Below are 13724 nucleotides of genomic sequence, written 5' to 3' on the forward strand. Positions count from 1 at the left end.
TGAAATTTCATTCATACGCCAAGCGTGACATATTTTTATGTCGCTGGCATCTCTTTGTCGCCCGTGGAATAATCCGCACCGCAAACTACCTCAGGAGTCACTATGTTTACAGGATTACCCGCGCTGTCATATGAGCAGCAGCAGGACGCGGTAGAACGCATCCAGAAGTTGATGTCAGAGGGCATGAGCAGCGGCGAGGCGATAACGCTGGTTGCTGCTGAAATCCGTGAGAACCACACCGGTGGACACGTCCCGGTGATGTTCGATGAGGATGAAGAAGATTATATGGGTGACAATAACCACGACGAAGAAGAAGAAGAGTACGACGAATAAGTGGTTAACCCCTGCCAGATCGGCAGGGGAACGTATTATCTGGCGGCAACAATTTTAATTTCTACCCGATATTTCGGGTTCATCAGGTTGGCCTGCACCGTACAGCGCACCGGCGCGTTACCCGGCGACACCCACGCATCCCACGCACGATTCATTGCTGCGAAATCGTTTTTATCCACCAGAAAAATGGTGGCATCCAGAATTTTGCTTTTATCTGAACCGACGCGGGTCAGCAGGTTATCGATCACCGCCAGAGCATTGGCCGTCTGAGCTTCTGCATCCTCATCCAGATTTTCCGGCACGCTGGTGTAATACACCGTATCGTTATGGATCACGGCTTCTGACATCCTGTGTTCAGGATCGATACGTTCGATGGTCATATTTGCTCCTTTTTCAATGCGCTTAAAACCGCGACAGACTGGCACAGATTACCGCTCTCTGTCACCTAAAGGGTGGAGTGCGCAGGCGGATACTGACATAATTACAGTAGTATTGACCAGGTGGTGAGGGTATGTGGTAGACGATTTTGCAGCAGAAGGCGCACTGGCGCAGGCGATCCCCGGTTTCCGGCCGCGTGAACCTCAGCGCGAGATGGCAGCGGCAGTGGCGCATGCCATTGACAGTAAAAGTGAGCTGGTGGTCGAGGCGGGCACCGGCACGGGGAAAACCTACGCCTACCTTGCTCCGGCGCTGCGTTCCGGTAAAAAAGTCATTGTGTCAACCGGGTCCAAAGCCCTGCAGGATCAGCTCTACAGCCGCGATCTGCCGACGGTGGCGAAGGCGCTGAAATTCAAAGGCAGTATGGCCCTGCTGAAAGGGCGATCAAACTACCTTTGCCTTGAGCGGCTTGAACAGCAGTCGATGGCCGGTGGCGAACTGGCGGTACAGGCGATGAGCGATCTGGTTCATCTGCGTGGCTGGTCGAATGAAACGGTCGATGGCGATATCAGCACCTGCGGTGGGGTGGCTGAAGACAGTCCGATCTGGCCGCTGGTGACCAGCACCAATGATAACTGTCTGGGTAGCGACTGCCCGCTGTACAAAGACTGTTTTGTGGTGAAGGCACGGCGTAAAGCAATGGATGCCGACGTGGTGGTGGTGAACCATCATCTCTTTCTTGCTGATATGGTCGTTAAAGAGAGCGGCTTTGCTGAGCTGATCCCCGACGCTGACGTGATGATCTTCGATGAAGCGCATCAGGTTCCGGATATTGCCAGCCAGTATTTTGGCCAGCAGCTCTCCAGCAGACAACTGCTCGACCTGGCGAAAGATATCACCATTGCTTACCGCACCGAGGTGCGTGATATGCAGCAACTGCAAAAATCGGCGGATCGGCTGGCGCAAAGCGCCCAGGATTTCCGCCTGTCGTTAGGGGATCCCGGTTTTCGCGGCAATCTGCGTGAGCTGTTGAGTAACCCGCAGATCCAGCGCGCACTGCTGCTGCTCGATGACGCACTGGAGCTGTGCTATGACGTGGCGAAACTCTCGCTGGGCCGTTCTGCGCTGCTGGATGCGGCTTTTGAGCGGGCGGCCCTGTATCGCGGACGGCTTAAGCGGCTGAAAGACACGACCCAGCCAGGTTTCAGCTACTGGTATGAGTGCAACGCCCGCAACTTTGTGCTGGCACTGACGCCGCTGTCCGTCTCCGATCGTTTTCGCGAGGTGATGGATGAGCGCCCGGCGAGCTGGATCTTTACCTCCGCCACCCTCGCGGTCAACGAACAGATGACGCACTTTGTGGAGCGCCTGGGGGTGAATAAAGCGGAAACGCTGATCCTCAACAGCCCCTTTGACTTTGCCCGTCAGGCTCTGCTGTGTGTGCCAAGGAATCTGCCGTCACCTAACCAGCCGGGGGGCGCCCGACAGCTGGCCAGAATGATGCGTCCGCTGATTGAAGCCAATAACGGCGGCTGTTTCTTCCTGTGCACCTCCCATCAGGTGATGCGTGAACTGGCCGCTGAGTTCAGGGCCACGATGACACTGCCGGTGCTGCTACAGGGAGAAACCAGCAAGGGACAAATCCTGAAACAATTCGTGGCGGCGGGTAATGCGCTGCTGGTAGCGACTAACAGTTTTTGGGAAGGGGTGGACGTGCGCGGTGATGCGCTGTCGCTGGTTATCATTGATAAACTGCCGTTCACATCGCCCGAGGATCCGCTGCTGAAAGCCCGTATGGAAGACTGTAAGGTTCGCGGCGGTGAACCTTTTGATGACGTCCAACTGCCCGATGCGGTCATTGCGCTCAAGCAGGGCGTCGGACGTCTGATCCGTGACGTGGACGATCGCGGCGTGCTGGTCATCTGTGATAACCGGCTGGTGATGCGACCCTACGGCGCGGTGTTTGTTAACAGCCTGCCGCCCACGCCCCGCACGCGTGACCTGCAGAAGGCAATAGACTTTCTGCAAAATACCGGCGGCAGTAATCATTCCGACGGTGATGTGCTATGATGCGCGCCGAAAATTTTCTCCCCTGAGGTTGTTATGTCCACGCGAATTTTAGCCATTGATACGGCCACGGAAGCCTGCTCGGTTGCCCTCCTGAATGACCAGCGCCAGCTGGCACATTTTGAACTCTGTGCGCGTGAACATACGCAACGTATTTTGCCGATGGTGCAGCAGATTTTACAGGAAGGCGACGTCACCCTGAACGATCTGGATGCGCTGGCCTTTGGCCGGGGGCCGGGAAGTTTTACCGGGGTCCGCATCGGCATTGGCATTGCGCAGGGCCTTTCACTGGGAGCCGGGTTACCGCTAATTGGCCTCTCCACACTGATGACCATGGCGCAAAGCGCGTGGCGACTGCACGGGGCGACCCGGGTGCTGGCTGCCATTGATGCGCGGATGGGCGAGGTTTACTGGGCCGAATATCAGCGCGACGGGCAGGGGAACTGGGTGGGTGAGGCGAGCGAAGCCGTGCTGAAACCCGAAGCGGCAGCCGCGCGGATGGCAGTCCTGAGCGAGGAGTGGACCTGCGTGGGGACGGGCTGGCAGGCCTGGCCGCTCATGGGGGAAAACAGTGGCCTGGTACTGACGCCTTCGGACGTGACGTTGCCCTGTGCGGAAGATATGCTGCCGCTGGCGCAGCAGGCGCTGGCCGCTGGCATGACCGTTGCGCCGGAACATGCGGAGCCAACCTACCTTCGTAACGAAGTGACATGGAAAAAATTACCCGGACGTGAGTAGTACAGAGCAACTATTTGAACCGGCAACAGTCGAAGTAGGATAACAACGTGGGAGCGTCTATGCGTCAATCCAGTGTCTGGCAGTGCAGCATTCTGTTTTTAGCGTCGCTGGTGTTAAGCGGCTGCGTCACCGTGCCCGACTCCATCAAGGGGCACTCGGAGACACCACAGCAGGATCTGGTGCGGGTGCTCAGTGCGCCTGAGGTGTTTACCGGCCAGGAGTCACGCTTTGGCGGTAAAGTGATCAAGGTGGATAATCGCAACGGGATGACCCGTCTGGAAATCGCCGCGATGCCGCTGGACGACGGGGCCAGGCCCATTCTGGGCTCACCGTCCATGGGCCGCATTTTTGCCGATGTGAATGGCTTTATCGACCCGGTCGACTTTAACCAGCAGATGGTCACTGTTGTTGGCACCATCAAAGGGACGGAAAAGGGTAAAATCGGTGAAGCCCGGTATCAGTTCCTGGTGATTAGCGTAACGGGTTATCAGCGCTGGCACATGACGCAGCAGATTGTGACCCCGCCTCAGCCTATCGATCCGTGGATCTGGTATGGCCCGGGATACGGACGTCACCGCGGCGGCTATTGGGGGCCGGCCCCCTGGGGCTTCTACAATACCGGCCCGGCACAGGTACAGACCATCCTTACCCAGTAAATCAAAAGTCAGACATTAATCGGCGGGTCCGCTGGATTTCAGCGGATCGGCCTTTTTTTTTGATCCTCTCCGGACGAGAGAAATTTAGTGATGGACTTCGCAACCTCAAAACAGAGACCTGAGCAAACTGGTACGCTGAGTTAAAATAATGTTAACAGATGCCGACTGGTCGAGGCTGCGATGACAACAAATAATAATTTTCGAGGTGATTCCTTGCATAAGGTTTGGTTAAACCGCTACCCCGCCGATGTTCCGGCTGAGATTAATCCCGATCGTTACGGCTCCTTAATTGACCTTTTCGAGCATGCAGCGCTCCGTTACGCGGCGCAAACCGCCTTTATTAACATGGGACAAAGCCTTTCCTTTCGCCAGCTGGACGAGCGCAGCCGGGCATTTGCTGCTTATCTGCAACAGGGCCTCGGGCTGAAGAAAGGCGACCGTGTGGCGCTGATGATGCCCAATCTGCTGCAATATCCCATCGCGCTGTTTGGCGTGCTTCGTGCCGGTATGATTGTGGTGAACGTCAATCCGCTCTATACACCACGCGAACTTGAGCATCAGCTAAACGACAGCGGGGCCAGTGCGATTGTCATTGTCTCCAACTTTGCCCATACGCTGGAAAAAGTGGTGGCTAAAACTGCAGTAAAACACGTTGTCCTGACCCGCCTTGGCGACCAGCTCTCTCCCGCGAAGGGCACGCTGGTGAACTTCGTGGTGAAATATATTAAGAAGATGGTACCGAAATATTATCTGCCCGGTGCCATTTCCTTTCGTCAGGTGCTGCAAAACGGCGCGCAGATGACCTACACCCGACCGGAGATCCTGAACGAGGATGTCGCTTTTCTGCAATATACCGGCGGCACCACTGGCGTTGCGAAAGGCGCCATGCTTACCCACCGTAATATGCAGGCGAATCTTGAACAGACCAAAGCCACCTACGGCTCTCTGTTAAAGGCGGGAGAAGAGACCGTGGTGACGGCACTGCCGCTTTACCATATTTTTGCCCTGACCGTGAACTGCCTGCTGTTTATTGAGCTGGGCGGCGCGAATCTGTTGATCACTAATCCGCGTGATATTCCAGGCCTGGTCAAAGAGTTGAGCAAGTATCCCTTTACCGCGATTACCGGCGTTAACACGTTGTTTAACGCGCTGCTGAATGATGAGGGGTTCAACAAGCTGGATTTCTCAACGCTGACGCTGTCAGCCGGGGGGGGAATGGCGGTGCAAAAAGCCGTGGCGGAACGCTGGGAAAAACTTACCGGCCATTATCTACTGGAAGGCTACGGCCTGACCGAGTGCTCGCCGCTGGTATCGGTCAACCCTTATGATATTCAGTGCCACAACGGCAGCATCGGGCTGCCGGTACCTTCGACGGATATTATGCTGGTCGATGATGAAGGTAATGAGATGCCTGAGGGAGAACCCGGTGAACTCTGTATTAAAGGGCCACAGGTGATGGCGGGTTACTGGCAACGACAGGATGCGACGGAGGAAGTTTTAAAAAATGGATGGCTTCGTAGCGGTGATATTGTTACCGTTGACCACGAAGGTTTCCTGCGCATTATCGATCGCAAAAAAGATATGATTCTGGTCTCCGGGTTTAATGTTTATCCTAACGAGATTGAAGATGTCCTGATGCTGCATCCGAAAGTCCGTGAAGCCGCCGCGATCGGCGTGCCGAATGACGCGGCGGGTGAGACAGTGAAGATTTGTGTCGTGAAGAAAGACGACTCACTGACCAAAGACGAGCTGATCGCCCACTGTAAACGTCATCTGACAGGGTATAAAATCCCCCGAATTGTTGAATTTCGGGACGAGCTGCCGAAGACGAACGTCGGTAAAATCCTGCGCCGCGAACTGCGCGAGGAAGCGATGAAAACACCACAGCCGTCCGTCTGACAACGGCTGTTTTACCGATAACGAATCATGCCGGGCTACCCGGCATTTTTATTGCGCACTGACCACTGACCGCAGGCCTGTCTGCCCGCGGCGAGAGAACGCTATTTTGAATTACATGATGATCACCACCAATGAAGCGCTGGCCGACGTGTGCCAGCGTGCCCGTCAGGTTTCCGCGCTGGCGCTGGACACTGAATTTGTTCGTACCCGCACCTATTATCCTCGCCTGGGCCTGATCCAGCTGTTTGACGGGGAAACCATCTCTCTGATTGACCCGCTGCCGATCACAGACTGGACGCCTTTTCGCGATCTTTTGCTGGATCAGCAAATCGTCAAGTATCTTCATGCGGGAAGCGAAGACCTGGAAGTGTTCCAGCACGAGTTTGGCGTCCTGCCGCAGCCGATGATTGATACCCAGATCCTTGCGGCGTTCAGCGGTCGTCCGCTGTCCTGTGGCTTTGCGACCATCGTTGAGTCTTTTACCGGCATCGCACTGGATAAGAGCGAGTCACGCACGGACTGGCTGGCGCGTCCGTTAACGGAAAAGCAGTGCGTCTATGCGGCCGCAGATGTGTTCTATTTGCTGCCCGTAGCGGAAAAGCTGATGGCGGAAACCGAAGCGGCAGGGCAGATGGCCGCCGCACTTGATGAGTGCCGACTGCTGTGCCAGCGTCGTACCACGGTGACAGACCCGCAGGAGGCGTATCGCGATATTACCAATGCCTGGCAACTGCGTCCCCGTCAGCTTGCCGCACTGCGCCTGCTGGCGGCCTGGCGTCTGACGCTGGCCCGTGAGAAGGACATGGCGGTTAATTTTGTCGTACGTGAAGAAAACCTATGGAAGGTGGCACGCTATATGCCGGGTTCTCTGGGTGAACTGGACCACCTGGGTCTGCCAGGGCAGGAGATTCGTTTCCATGGTAAAGCGATGGTGGCCATGGTGGCCGAAGCCAGTGCAATGGCTGAGGATCGGCTGCCCGAGCCGGTGCCAAACCTGATCGATTATCCCCATTACAAACAGGTTTTCAAAAGTCTGAAGGCGCTGGTGGCAGAAACGGCAGAAAAGCACGGCGTCAGCCAGGAACTGCTGGCATCACGTCGTCAGATTAATCAGTTGCTGAACTGGCACTGGAAGCTGAAGCCACAAGCGGGTAAACCGGAACTGGTAGATGGCTGGCGTGGGGCACTCTTGGGAGAGGGCATCGCTGCACTGTTAGCGGCGGAGTAGGCCTGCAATTTTCCCCTGCAATAGCAGGGGAAAATCATGAGCAGGAGAAGATCATTTCGGTGTTTCTTCCGTTTCCGTTTCCGGCAACGTCACGTTCAGTTCGAGAATAGAAATATCGTCATCTTTTTGATCCAGCTTAACGCTCAGCATCTCCGGATCAATTTTCACGTATTTACAGATTACTTCCAGAATGTCCCTTTTCAACTGTGGCAGATAGTGGGGCTCGCTATCGCCCCTCCTGCGTTCCGCCACGATAATCTGTAGCCGTTCCTTGGCAATGTTGGCTGTGCTCTTTTTTCGGGATAAAAAGAAATCGAGTAAGGCCATGGTTTATCCCCCAAACAGGCGTTTCAGGAAACCCTTCTTCTCTTCTTCAATGAAGCGGAAGGGGCGTTCTTCACCGAGCAGACGGTCAACGGTATCAGCATAGGCTTTACCAGCGTCAGATTCGGCATCCAGGATCACAGGCTCACCCTGGTTCGAGGCACGTAATACTGACTGGTCTTCCGGGATCACGCCTGCCAGAGGGATACGCAGAATTTCCAGTACGTCCTCCATGCTTAACATGTCACCACGGTTAACGCGGCCCGGGTTGTAGCGGGTCAGCAGCAGGTGTTCTTTAATTGCATCCTGGCCTCGTTCCGCGCGGCGTGACTTGGAAGAGAGAATGCCAAGGATACGGTCGGAGTCACGTACGGAGGAGACTTCCGGGTTGGTGGTAATGATCGCTTCATCGGCAAAATACAGCGCCATCAGCGCGCCCGTTTCGATCCCGGCCGGGGAGTCACAGACGATGAACTCAAAATCCATGGTCGCCAGATCATCCAGCACTTTTTCAACGCCCTCACGGGTCAGCGCATCTTTATCCCGAGTCTGGGAAGCCGGAAGGATAAACAGGTTCTCCGTACGCTTATCTTTAATCAGCGCCTGATTCAGCGTGGCATCACCCTGAATGACGTTAACGAAGTCATACACTACGCGGCGTTCACAACCCATAATCAGGTCAAGATTACGCAGGCCGATATCAAAGTCGATAACGACGGTTTTTTTACCTTTCTGCGCTAAGCCGGTAGCGATGGCCGCGCTGGACGTGGTTTTCCCAACGCCTCCCTTACCCGATGTAACAACAATAATGCGTGCCATATAATAATTTCCTTAAGAAAAGAAAGGGCTCGAGAGCCTGGCTCAGTTCAGTGTTTGTATAGTCAATGCGCCGTCTTTGAGACAAAGACGCGACGCTTTTCCAAAAAATTCAGCAGGAATCTGATCCATCAGCCAGTAGTTTCCGGCAATGGAGACCAACTCTGCAGATAAACTGGTGCAAAATATCTGGCAGTTTTTATCGCCTGAAGCACCCGCCAGAGCGCGACCGCGCATCATGCCATAGATGTGGATGTTACCGTCTGCAATCAGTTCGGCACCTGCGCTCACGCTGCTGGTGACAATCAGATCGCAGTTTTTTGCATAAATTTGCTGTCCGGAACGGACCGGGGAAGCGATAAGCCGGGTTTTCGTAGCGGGCTGTTCAAAGGGAATAGCCACGGGCTTTAACTCGGCGTTGCGCTTTTGTTCTTTTCCTTCATTTAAAACGGGCAGCCCGGAGCGCGAAATCATCCGCTTTAACTGTTCATCTTTGCAGCCGCTGATGCCAACAATGTGCAAACCCGCTGAGACTATCGCCTGCTGCATCTGGCGCCAGTTAACATCGCTGGTTAACGAGGAAACGTTGATCACCACCGGGGCATTTTTCAAAAATGCCGGGGCCTGACTGACCTTTTCCTCGATAGCTTTACGCACGATTTCAGGATCGGTGTGATGCAAATGAACGACCGACAGCGTAAAACTGCTGCCCTTTAACTCGATTGGCGATTGTGACATCTGTCCCGCTCAGTCCTGTTATTTCCTGTCCCGGCTAAATCAGCACCACTTTCAGGTGCTTAATCAAGACAGGCAATATTCCGAAGTTCTGCAAGCATGTTATAGTTACTGTAATATTCAGGCAAGTGACCATCCCTGTTAATTCGAGTAAAAAATATGTTTTGTGTGATCTACAGAAGTCCCCAGCGCGACCAGACTTATCTCTATGTTGAAAAAAAAGACGATTTCTCTCGCGTGCCGGAGGCGCTGCTCAAGGGCTTTGGTAAACCTAAGCTTGCTATGGTGTTGCCACTGGACGGGAGTAAGAAGCTGGTAGGGGCAGATATTGAGAAAGTGAAAACAGCGCTGCGTGAAGACGGTTTTTATTTACAACTTCCGCCTCCACTCGAAAGTCTGCTTAAGACACATCTTAACGATGTAAAAAAAGATTAATTCGGAATCATCTGCAAATATATCTCCACGCGTCAGCATTCGTTTTTATTATAAATGCCGGTGGAGATAGCGATAAAAGGATGCCCGCATGAAGCCGTTAGCCCTGAAGTTCCTCGTATGTTCTGTGATGGTGGCAGTCAGCCCTTTCAGCCAAGCCAGTTTTCTCAACCCGCCCGGCAGTACCGCCTCTTCTGGCACTACGCTGGCAGAGCAGGGGCGCGATCCCGCTCAGTTTCCTGCCTATGTGCTACAGCTCAAAGAGCAGGCCCGGCAGCAGGGTTTCGATCAGGCGACCATCGACACGGCGTTTGACGGCATACATTTTGTCGACCGGGTGATTAAATCAGACCGTGGCCAGCTTGAGAATAAGGTGACACTGGATGATTATCTTGCCAGGGTGCTGACCCCGGAAAAAATTGCCCAGGGCCGGGAGTACCGGCAACAGTATCAGAATGCCCTGCAGCCTATCGCTTCTGCATCAGGGGTACAGTCGCAGTATATCGTTGCCCTGTGGGCGCTGGAGAGCCACTTCGGCAAGATACAGGGTAAAGAAGAGGTCGTGTCTGCGCTGGCCACGCTGGCGTTTGAAGGGCGGCGTGAAGCGTTTTTCACTAAAGAATTAATGGCCGCCGTGCGTATTATTCAACGTCAGCAGATCACCGCCGCTGATCTGAAAGGATCCTGGGCTGGCGCTATGGGGCAAAGCCAGTTCATGCCGAGCTCCTTCCTTAACTACGGTAAAGATGGCGATGGTGATGGCAAAATTGATATCTGGAACAACCTGGATGATGTTTTTGCTTCCATAGCTAACTATCTGCAACGGGAAGGCTGGCGTGCCGGGCAGGGTTGGGGGACTGAAGTCACGCTACCCGCAGAATTTGATACGCAGCAGACCGGGTTGAAAACCGGACAGGCGAAAACCCCGGGCCAGTGGCAGCAGAGGGGGATTCAGGTCATCGATCCTGCAAAGAATAGGGCGCCAGGCGAACGGGCCTGGATTATCACCCCTCAGGATGGCGGCGGGCGTTCGTTCATGGTTTATGACAATTTCCGTACATTGATGCACTGGAATCGCTCATACTATTTCGCTATCAGTATTGGCATGATGGCAGACGCCATTGCCGCGCAGTAACATGACAATCAGCCATCGCTGCGATGGCATAATGCCAGCGCAGCCACGCTCACTCAGCAGAGGTAAAGCATGTATCAGCATCATAACTGGCAGGGTGCACTGTTAGATTTTCCGGTAAGTAAAGTGGTGTGTGTGGGCAGCAACTATGCTAACCATATCAAAGAAATGGGCAGCGCTACGCCGACAGAGCCGGTATTATTTATCAAGCCAGAGAGTGCCATCTGTGATATCCGCCAGCCACTCTCCATCCCTAAACATCTGGGTGCAGTACACCATGAAATTGAACTGGCGGTGCTGATCGGCTCCACGCTGAAACAGGCCACAGAGCAGCATGTCGCTCAGGCGATTGCTGGCTATGGTGTAGCGCTGGACTTAACCTTGCGCGATGTTCAGGCGGGTTGTAAAAAAGCCGGGCAGCCGTGGGAAAAAGCGAAAGCCTTTGATAACTCCTGCCCACTGTCAGGGTTTATTCCGCTCAGCGAATTTAAACAGGATCCGCAGAATGTGGAACTGAAACTGACGGTGAATGGAGAAGTACGCCAGCAGGGTTCAACGGCGGATATGATCCATAAAATTCTGCCACTCATCGCTTATATGAGCCAGTTCTTTACCCTGCGCGCGGGCGATGTGATCCTTACCGGCACCCCGGAAGGGGTGGGGCCAATGGTCTCAGGCGATCGCCTCGAAGTGTCGCTGGGCGGCCACGGTGTTGCGACCCGCGTACTATAAAGACCGCTGAAAACTTGCAACTGAAGCCCAAACCCTCTATAAGGGCGGGGCTTTTTACTTTTACCGGACACCCAACATGACTGAAACCCCTTTCTGGCAGCGGAAAACGCTGGAACAAATGAGCGACGAGGAATGGGAGTCCTTATGTGATGGCTGTGGCCAGTGTTGCCTGAATAAACTGCAGGATGCCGACACCGATGAGATCTACTTTACCAATGTCGCCTGCAATCAGCTGAATATTAAGACCTGTCAGTGCCGCAACTACGAAACCCGCTTCGAACTGGAAGAGGATTGCATCAAGCTGACGCGCGATAATTTGCCGACATTCCAGTGGCTACCGCCGAGCTGTGCTTATCGCGTGCTGGCTGAAGGGAAAACGCTACCGCCGTGGCACCCTCTGCGCAGCGGATCGCGTGCCGCGATGCATGCCGCACGTATCTCGGTGCGTCATATCGCCGTGCATGAAAGTGAAGTGGTTGACTGGGAGGAACACATTATTAACCGGCCACGCTGGTACGGTAAATAACCAGGCAGGACTGGAACTGGATGGGAAAGCTCCGCTGAGTCGGGGCTTTTTTTGTGCCCTTCATCGAAGGGCACAACAGGTGGGCTACCGCCCGTTTGCAGTGATTAACGAGAGAACAGATCGCGTCGTTTCGGCTTAAAGGGCTGACTGATCAGCACCAGTATCCCGATAACCAGATAGGCAGCCAGGATCCCCACCAGCCATTGCGGCATTCCCAGCGTCAGGAATGACCAGGACTTTTCAGCACAGTCACCACTGGCAACAAAGACCGATGGAAGCCATTTATCCAGAGGAAGCCAGGTCGGGAAGCGGGCGGCAAAATCACACGTGGCGAACGGTGACGGATGCAGCTGGATCATGGTGTGCTCCCATGCCAGCCGTACGCCTTGCCAGGCGCTGTAGAGCCAGATGAGGATAGCCAACCAACGAAGCGGCGTCCTGGGGGCGATAGCACCCACAATGCCAGCACCCATAATGCCAAACAGGGCACAACGTTCATAAATACACATGACACAGGGTTTCAGCATCATGACATGCTGAAAGTAGAGCGCCGTCATCTCAAGTGCGAAGGCGGTCAGTGCCATCAGCAGCCATGCACCCCGGCCGCGAGAGCAGCTATTCAGATATCTCAACATTCGTCTGTCCGTCTAAAATAGAATAAACGGCAGTGTAAACGAAAAGCCGCCGCAATCCAGCCAGCGCAGATAAAAAATTTAAGCAGGAAAATGACTTAAAATAATTCTGGTGAGAATAAATGTCGCTTTTCTTTGCTGTGACGGATGCCACAGAGGGGAGGGAAGAAAGGATCGTCCGAAGGGCAGTAGAGATAGTCAGTTTTTTGCAGACGATCGGCTTTTCCCTCCCGGGTGAGCTAGGTGATGCCTGGGGCGTCTGGTATGATGAGCTGAATATTGAAGAAATGAACGCAACGGAAAAGAACGCTATGGTCATTAAGGCGCAGAGCCCGGCGGGTTTCGCTGAAGAGTACATTATTGAAAGTATCTGGAACAGCCGTTTCCCTCCGGGGTCAATCTTACCTGCTGAACGTGAACTCTCCGAGCTGATAGGCGTCACCCGAACGACATTACGCGAAGTCTTACAGAGACTGGCACGTGACGGCTGGCTGACAATACAACACGGCAAGCCGACCCGGGTGAATAACTTCTGGGAAACTTCCGGGCTCAGTATTCTGGAAACCCTGGCCCGTCTCGATCATGATAGTGTGCCGCAACTGGTGGACAATCTGCTCTCAGTACGTACCAACATTTCCTCAATTTTTATCCGTCGTGCAATACGAAATTACCCGGATAAAGCGCGTGAGGTGCTGGAAACTGCCAATCACGTTGAAGATCATGCAGAAGCCTACACCCATCTGGATTACAACATTTTTCGTGGTCTGGCGTTCGCTTCAGGTAACCCCATTTACGGTTTGATCATTAACGGGCTAAAAGGGTTGTATACGCGCGTGGGCCGCCACTACTTCTCTAATCCGGAAGCACGCTCTCTGGCACAGGCTTTTTATCAGCAGCTTCTTTCTATCCTGCAGACGCAACAGCACGATAAAATTCTGGACAGTGTCCGCGATTATGGCCGCCGCAGCGGTGAAATCTGGCATTCCATGCAAACCAGTATGCCTACCGATCTCCCCCCTGCACGGCGTTAATTCGCGTCAGCGTTAACAGGGCCGCTCGTTATGACGACCGGCCCTTTTTTTACATCCCTCTGAAC

Annotated in this window: 16 protein-coding genes; 11 read left to right on the forward strand and 5 right to left on the reverse strand. The window is 54.1% G+C overall.

The window, feature by feature from the left end:
* Window positions 1-102 precede the first annotated feature (102 nt).
* The gene (locus K6L24_RS09905) at window positions 103-333 is read left to right on the forward strand and encodes a YoaH family protein (protein WP_137269691.1); all 231 of its coding nucleotides are present in this window, start codon (window positions 103-105) and stop codon (window positions 331-333) included.
* 35 nt (window positions 334-368) lie between these two features.
* Here K6L24_RS09905 and K6L24_RS09910 read toward each other — a convergent pair whose 3' ends face one another.
* On the reverse strand, window positions 369-713 hold the full coding sequence (locus K6L24_RS09910; RefSeq protein ID WP_118664049.1) for a RidA family protein: 345 nt from the start codon (window positions 711-713) through the stop codon (window positions 369-371).
* A 133-nt stretch (window positions 714-846) separates the two neighbouring features.
* Between K6L24_RS09910 and yoaA the strand changes: the two genes are divergently transcribed.
* From yoaA to rnd, 5 genes are all read left to right on the forward strand, one after another.
* The gene (yoaA, locus tag K6L24_RS09915; protein ID WP_062746184.1) at window positions 847-2781 is read left to right on the forward strand and encodes a DNA repair helicase YoaA; all 1935 of its coding nucleotides are present in this window, start codon (window positions 847-849) and stop codon (window positions 2779-2781) included.
* Between the two features lie 33 nt (window positions 2782-2814).
* Window positions 2815-3516, forward strand: a complete 702-nt coding sequence (gene tsaB / locus K6L24_RS09920) for a tRNA (adenosine(37)-N6)-threonylcarbamoyltransferase complex dimerization subunit type 1 TsaB (protein ID WP_222682263.1) — start codon at window positions 2815-2817, stop codon at window positions 3514-3516.
* Between the two features lie 59 nt (window positions 3517-3575).
* The gene (locus tag K6L24_RS09925; protein WP_062746179.1) at window positions 3576-4172 is read left to right on the forward strand and encodes a Slp family lipoprotein; all 597 of its coding nucleotides are present in this window, start codon (window positions 3576-3578) and stop codon (window positions 4170-4172) included.
* Window positions 4173-4385: 213 nt separating this feature from the next.
* A complete protein-coding gene (gene fadD, locus K6L24_RS09930) occupies window positions 4386-6071 on the forward strand; it encodes a long-chain-fatty-acid--CoA ligase FadD (protein WP_137269693.1) in 1686 nt (561 codons plus the stop codon).
* 118 nt (window positions 6072-6189) lie between these two features.
* Window positions 6190-7299 carry a ribonuclease D gene (gene rnd, locus K6L24_RS09935; protein WP_062746406.1) on the forward strand — a complete coding sequence of 370 codons (1110 nt, stop codon included), beginning with the start codon at window positions 6190-6192 and terminating at the stop codon, window positions 7297-7299.
* Between the two features lie 51 nt (window positions 7300-7350).
* On the opposite strand, the gene minE is transcribed toward rnd, so the two are convergent.
* Genes minE through minC form a run of 3 tightly spaced genes read right to left on the reverse strand, consistent with a single transcriptional unit; the run spans window position 7351 to window position 9177 of the window.
* Window positions 7351-7626, reverse strand: coding sequence for a cell division topological specificity factor MinE (minE, locus tag K6L24_RS09940; protein ID WP_062746175.1), 276 nt, complete (start codon window positions 7624-7626; stop codon window positions 7351-7353).
* A gap of 3 nt (window positions 7627-7629) precedes the next feature.
* The gene (gene minD, locus K6L24_RS09945; protein WP_062746173.1) at window positions 7630-8442 is read right to left on the reverse strand and encodes a septum site-determining protein MinD; all 813 of its coding nucleotides are present in this window, start codon (window positions 8440-8442) and stop codon (window positions 7630-7632) included.
* A 42-nt stretch (window positions 8443-8484) separates the two neighbouring features.
* Entirely contained in the window at window positions 8485-9177 is a 693-nt protein-coding gene (minC, locus tag K6L24_RS09950) for a septum site-determining protein MinC (RefSeq protein ID WP_062746171.1), read from the reverse strand.
* 156 nt (window positions 9178-9333) lie between these two features.
* Here minC and K6L24_RS09955 point away from each other — a divergent pair, with 156 nt between their 5' ends.
* The 4 genes from K6L24_RS09955 (at window position 9334) to K6L24_RS09970 (ending at window position 11996) form a co-directional block, all read left to right on the forward strand.
* Window positions 9334-9609 carry a YcgL domain-containing protein gene (locus tag K6L24_RS09955; RefSeq protein ID WP_062746169.1) on the forward strand — a complete coding sequence of 92 codons (276 nt, stop codon included), beginning with the start codon at window positions 9334-9336 and terminating at the stop codon, window positions 9607-9609.
* A gap of 127 nt (window positions 9610-9736) precedes the next feature.
* Window positions 9737-10741: a lytic murein transglycosylase gene (locus K6L24_RS09960; RefSeq protein ID WP_245006736.1), complete on the forward strand. Its 1005-nt coding sequence runs from the start codon at window positions 9737-9739 to the stop codon at window positions 10739-10741.
* Window positions 10742-10810: 69 nt separating this feature from the next.
* Window positions 10811-11470, forward strand: a complete 660-nt coding sequence (locus K6L24_RS09965; RefSeq protein ID WP_118664053.1) for a fumarylacetoacetate hydrolase family protein — start codon at window positions 10811-10813, stop codon at window positions 11468-11470.
* A gap of 76 nt (window positions 11471-11546) precedes the next feature.
* Window positions 11547-11996 carry a YcgN family cysteine cluster protein gene (locus K6L24_RS09970; RefSeq protein WP_048915888.1) on the forward strand — a complete coding sequence of 150 codons (450 nt, stop codon included), beginning with the start codon at window positions 11547-11549 and terminating at the stop codon, window positions 11994-11996.
* A gap of 104 nt (window positions 11997-12100) precedes the next feature.
* Here the strand turns inward: K6L24_RS09970 and dsbB are convergent, their stop codons facing one another.
* Window positions 12101-12631, reverse strand: coding sequence for a disulfide bond formation protein DsbB (dsbB, locus tag K6L24_RS09975; protein WP_222682264.1), 531 nt, complete (start codon window positions 12629-12631; stop codon window positions 12101-12103).
* Between the two features lie 308 nt (window positions 12632-12939).
* Between dsbB and fadR the strand changes: the two genes are divergently transcribed.
* Window positions 12940-13659, forward strand: coding sequence for a fatty acid metabolism transcriptional regulator FadR (gene fadR / locus K6L24_RS09980; RefSeq protein ID WP_222682314.1), 720 nt, complete (start codon window positions 12940-12942; stop codon window positions 13657-13659).
* The last annotated feature ends 65 nt before the right edge of the window (window positions 13660-13724 follow it).

It is taken from the genome of Erwinia persicina (genome assembly GCF_019844095.1).
In the GTDB taxonomy this organism is placed as follows: domain Bacteria; phylum Pseudomonadota; class Gammaproteobacteria; order Enterobacterales; family Enterobacteriaceae; genus Erwinia; species Erwinia persicina.

Coding starts and splice junctions, on each gene's coding strand:
- fadR (WP_222682314.1), top strand. CDS start 12,940: ATGGTCATTAAGGCGCAGAGCCCGGCGGGTTTCGCTGAAGAGTACATT.
- K6L24_RS09905 (WP_137269691.1), top strand. CDS start 103: ATGTTTACAGGATTACCCGCGCTGTCATATGAGCAGCAGCAGGACGCG.
- K6L24_RS09925 (WP_062746179.1), top strand. CDS start 3,576: ATGCGTCAATCCAGTGTCTGGCAGTGCAGCATTCTGTTTTTAGCGTCG.
- K6L24_RS09965 (WP_118664053.1), top strand. CDS start 10,811: ATGTATCAGCATCATAACTGGCAGGGTGCACTGTTAGATTTTCCGGTA.
- K6L24_RS09970 (WP_048915888.1), top strand. CDS start 11,547: ATGACTGAAACCCCTTTCTGGCAGCGGAAAACGCTGGAACAAATGAGC.
- tsaB (WP_222682263.1), top strand. CDS start 2,815: ATGTCCACGCGAATTTTAGCCATTGATACGGCCACGGAAGCCTGCTCG.
- minD (WP_062746173.1), bottom strand. CDS start 8,442: ATGGCACGCATTATTGTTGTTACATCGGGTAAGGGAGGCGTTGGGAAA.
- rnd (WP_062746406.1), top strand. CDS start 6,190: ATGATCACCACCAATGAAGCGCTGGCCGACGTGTGCCAGCGTGCCCGT.
- K6L24_RS09960 (WP_245006736.1), top strand. CDS start 9,737: ATGGTGGCAGTCAGCCCTTTCAGCCAAGCCAGTTTTCTCAACCCGCCC.
- minE (WP_062746175.1), bottom strand. CDS start 7,626: ATGGCCTTACTCGATTTCTTTTTATCCCGAAAAAAGAGCACAGCCAAC.
- dsbB (WP_222682264.1), bottom strand. CDS start 12,631: ATGTTGAGATATCTGAATAGCTGCTCTCGCGGCCGGGGTGCATGGCTG.
- K6L24_RS09955 (WP_062746169.1), top strand. CDS start 9,334: ATGTTTTGTGTGATCTACAGAAGTCCCCAGCGCGACCAGACTTATCTC.
- K6L24_RS09910 (WP_118664049.1), bottom strand. CDS start 713: ATGACCATCGAACGTATCGATCCTGAACACAGGATGTCAGAAGCCGTG.
- minC (WP_062746171.1), bottom strand. CDS start 9,177: ATGTCACAATCGCCAATCGAGTTAAAGGGCAGCAGTTTTACGCTGTCG.